Genomic DNA, 3,284 nt, shown 5'->3' with positions numbered 1-3,284 from the left:
GACGGGGAAACTGCTGGGATAACGCCCCTATGGTGCGGTTCTTCCGGAGCCTGAAGACCGAATGGGTGCCGACGAAGGGCTATAACAGCTTCAGCGAAGCCCAGGGCGCGATAATTCGCTATATAACGGGATATTACAGCGCTATCAGGCCCCATTGGTATAACGGTGGTCTGACGCCCAACGAATCTGAGCGGCTGTACTACTTACAGTCTAATGCTGTGGCCAGTATTAGTTGAAGTCTTTGAAAGATAAAACCTTTCAATAACACGAAAGGCTAACTCATCAATATCTTTGCAACAGTGCCCGACAGTCCGCACCCGGCAGCATCAGTCGCAATACCGGCACCGTTAATGCCGCTGCCGATTACGATCAGGTCTTTGGTTCCCACGTCATCCCCTCCGATGACTCGGAATCTTTCAATAATGTTTGTTTTCGAGTACTATACTCGTCGGAAACCAACATTGATGTCAGCGTTAACCTAATACAAACATTTATGCGTGATGCAGGTAACATAATTAACCCAAGAAAAAGACTTTCTCCCCGATCACTGCCGGGTTATTGTGCGCTGCCTTCAGGCTACAATGGGAACTTATTCGCTCCCTTTTTTAGCTTGTTACGAGAACCCACCATGGAACAATTTGAGTGCATCAGCGTGCAGCAGACACAGCAGAAACTAGCTGACGGCCGCGCGCTGCTGGTCGATATTCGTGACCCACAAAGTTTCGCGGCTGGTCATGCCAGCGGCGCATTCCATCTGACAAATGACTCCCTGCCCACCTTCATTGCCCGGGCTGAATTCGCCACGGCAGTGCTGGTAATGTGCTACCACGGCAACAGCAGCAAAGGGGCCGCTCAGTACCTGCTGACCCAGGGTTTTGCCGAGGCTTACAGCATTGACGGCGGTTTCAATGCCTGGCGCAGCGCGTTCCCCCAGCAGGTAGACGCGCAATAACGCGCATTTTTGCTCGCAGCGTTACCCCTGCAACTTGTCGGGTAAAAAAGCTATACTGCCGCCTTTGTTTGCTCCGGACTAAAAGAAGCCGTCCTAACTATGCGCATCACTCACTTTACACATCTGCGCCCGGCACAGGCGTTCGTTGACTATATGACCACGCGCGGCGTTACGCTGCGCATCGAGCACGACAGCGGCTATACGCTGTGGCTGGATGACGAATCGCAACTGAATGTAGTCGAAAACGAACTTAACCTGTTTATCCGCGACCCTAACCATGTGCGCTACCAAGCGGCGAGCTGGCAGAGCGGCACTACCGACAGCGGCATTCAGTATCAGCATACCTCCATAATGGCCAACGTGCGCGAGCGCGCCGGGCCGTTAACCCTGCTGATCATGGCAACCTGTATTCTGGTGTTTATCCTGATGCAGGTTTTCGGCGACAAGGCGGTGATGCGGGTGCTTTCATGGCCGGATGTTAATCAGCATCTGGAGCTGTGGCGCTGGTTCAGCCACGCGATGCTACACTTTTCAATGCTGCATATCCTGTTTAACCTGATGTGGTTCTGGTATCTCGGCGGCGCGGTGGAAAAACGCCTCGGCAGCAGTAAGCTGTTGGTAACCGCCCTGATTTCGGCGCTGCTGAGCGGCTGGATGCAGGCGAAGTTCAGCGGCGTGCTGTTTGGCGGCCTCTCCGGCGTGGTGTATGCGCTGATGGGCTACAGCTGGCTGCGCGGCGAGCGCGATCCGGAAAGTGGGATAGAACTGCAGCGCGGCCTGATGGCGTTCGCCGCCCTCTGGCTGCTGGTGGGGTATTTCGGCTGGTTTGGCCTGTCGATTGCTAATGCTGCACACGTGACCGGCCTGCTGGTCGGGCTGGCAATGGCGTTTGTCGATACGCGACAGTTAAAAAAATAGGGGTGGTGAAGTGCGCACCCGCGACGGGGGAATTATGGGGGAAGCGACGCTTGACTATATCACTCAGTTCCGCCTCGACTACGGCATTCTCGGCATTAGCGGCATCGATCTTGACAGTTCGCTGCTCGACTTCGACTATCATGAAGTGCGCACCAAGCGCGCCATTATCGAGAACTCGCGCTGCGTGATGCTGGTCGCCGACCATTCAAAGTTTGGCCGTAATGCCATGGTTAACCTCGGTAATATGAGCCTGATCGACTATCTGTTTACCGATGGAGCGCCGCCGCCGAGCGTGATAAAAACCATCAAACAGCACGAAGTGCATCTAGAGCTGTGTTAACACTGTTAATACGCGTTGCTCGTAGGGGCTGACCCTCTGTTTCGGTCAGCCCAACGGGTCGACCAGAAAAGCGGTTGACCTTTACAAATCGTGGTCGACCCGTTAATTCACACGCATCCCCATCAAATGCAGCAGCTTCTGCGCCATCGCTTCGCCCTCCACCACAAAATGGCTGATAAAGTTGGTGCGGTTCGCCAGCGTCAGCGCCTCAATCAGCGCCTGCTGAGCCTCGCCTTTTCGCCCGGCCTGCCAGTAGAGCGCGTTGGCCAGTAACAGGTTACGGTTGAGGTCGCTGGTAAGCTGAAGGCGGCGCGCGTTGTCATTCAGCTCGTCCAGCACCACTTCCGCCTCGCTGAGTAAAAAACTGGCGCCGGAGAACAACGGGGAGTCGACGGAGAAAAGCGGTCAGACTGGTTGATAAAAGCGGACATTAAAAATGGTAAAAAGCGGCCAAAAAGCTTGGCGCTGTCAGCTCTCCTCGGCGAAGCCGCTTCCGGCCTCTCAGCCAGCACCATCAGTCGTCTGAAGGCGCAGTGGCTGGATGAGCACAGTTCATGGGCGCAAAGAGACCTGAACGAAGCGCGTTATGTCTACCTCTGGGCGGATGGCATCTATAGCAACGTACGGCAGGACGGTCGACTTTGCCTGCTGGTTGTCATCAGGGTCACAGAACATGGTCGTAAAGAGCTGATTGCGGTTGAAGACGGCTACAGGGAGTCGGAAGCCAGCTGGTACGAACTCCTGATCGGCCTGCGGTCACGCGGCCTGACGGTATCTCCGAAGCTGGCAACGGGTGCTCCGTCAGAACCGCACCAGAAGCCGCATGATGCTTTCTTCGTTGGGGAAGATGCCCACCACATCGGCACGCCTTTGTTCAGGCGCTCCAGCGTGTTCGTCGAGTGGATTTTTACCCGGACACTTTTCTCATCGGTCTGCACGAACACCTGCTGTATCGCCGCTTTCAGGCCGCTGTGCGCGTCGGAGATGACCAGCTTTACGCCCTCCAAGCCGCGCTCCTTCAGGCTGAGCAGGAAGGCCAGCCAGAACGCTTTCGCTTCTGACTCGCCGATACCC

Annotated in this window: 3 protein-coding genes and 4 pseudogenes; 5 read left to right on the top strand and 2 right to left on the bottom strand. The window is 55.5% G+C overall.

Going from position 1 to position 3,284, the window contains the following annotated elements:
- The 4 genes and pseudogenes from BBW68_RS12355 to BBW68_RS12340 all read left to right on the top strand — a co-directional run.
- The coding region (locus BBW68_RS12355; RefSeq protein WP_148127661.1) for an integrase core domain-containing protein at positions 1 to 236 on the top strand (236 nt) is incomplete at its 5' end.
- Between the two features lie 392 nt (positions 237 to 628).
- On the top strand, positions 629 to 952 hold the full coding sequence (glpE, locus tag BBW68_RS12350; RefSeq protein WP_070135595.1) for a thiosulfate sulfurtransferase GlpE: 324 nt from the start codon (positions 629 to 631) through the stop codon (positions 950 to 952).
- Between the two features lie 99 nt (positions 953 to 1,051).
- A complete protein-coding gene (gene glpG, locus BBW68_RS12345) occupies positions 1,052 to 1,870 on the top strand; it encodes a rhomboid family intramembrane serine protease GlpG (RefSeq protein ID WP_070135594.1) in 819 nt (272 codons plus the stop codon).
- Between the two features lies 1 nt (position 1,871).
- Positions 1,872 to 2,210 (top strand): annotated as a pseudogene (locus tag BBW68_RS12340) (DeoR/GlpR family transcriptional regulator); the annotation flags it as partial.
- 120 nt (positions 2,211 to 2,330) lie between these two features.
- Here the strand turns inward: BBW68_RS12340 and BBW68_RS12335 are convergent.
- Positions 2,331 to 2,564, bottom strand: a pseudogene (locus tag BBW68_RS12335) (hypothetical protein); the annotation flags it as partial.
- 108 nt (positions 2,565 to 2,672) lie between these two features.
- Here BBW68_RS12335 and BBW68_RS16910 point away from each other — a divergent pair.
- Positions 2,673 to 3,005: pseudogene (locus tag BBW68_RS16910) on the top strand (transposase); the annotation flags it as partial.
- 1 nt (position 3,006) lies between these two features.
- Here the strand turns inward: BBW68_RS16910 and BBW68_RS12330 are convergent.
- Positions 3,007 to 3,284: pseudogene (locus BBW68_RS12330) on the bottom strand (transposase); the annotation flags it as partial.

The organism is Candidatus Erwinia dacicola (genome assembly GCF_001756855.1).
GTDB lineage: Bacteria > Pseudomonadota > Gammaproteobacteria > Enterobacterales > Enterobacteriaceae > Erwinia > Erwinia dacicola.
The sequence above is the reverse complement of the archived record's forward strand: the minus strand, read 5'-3'. Positions and strand labels throughout refer to the sequence as shown.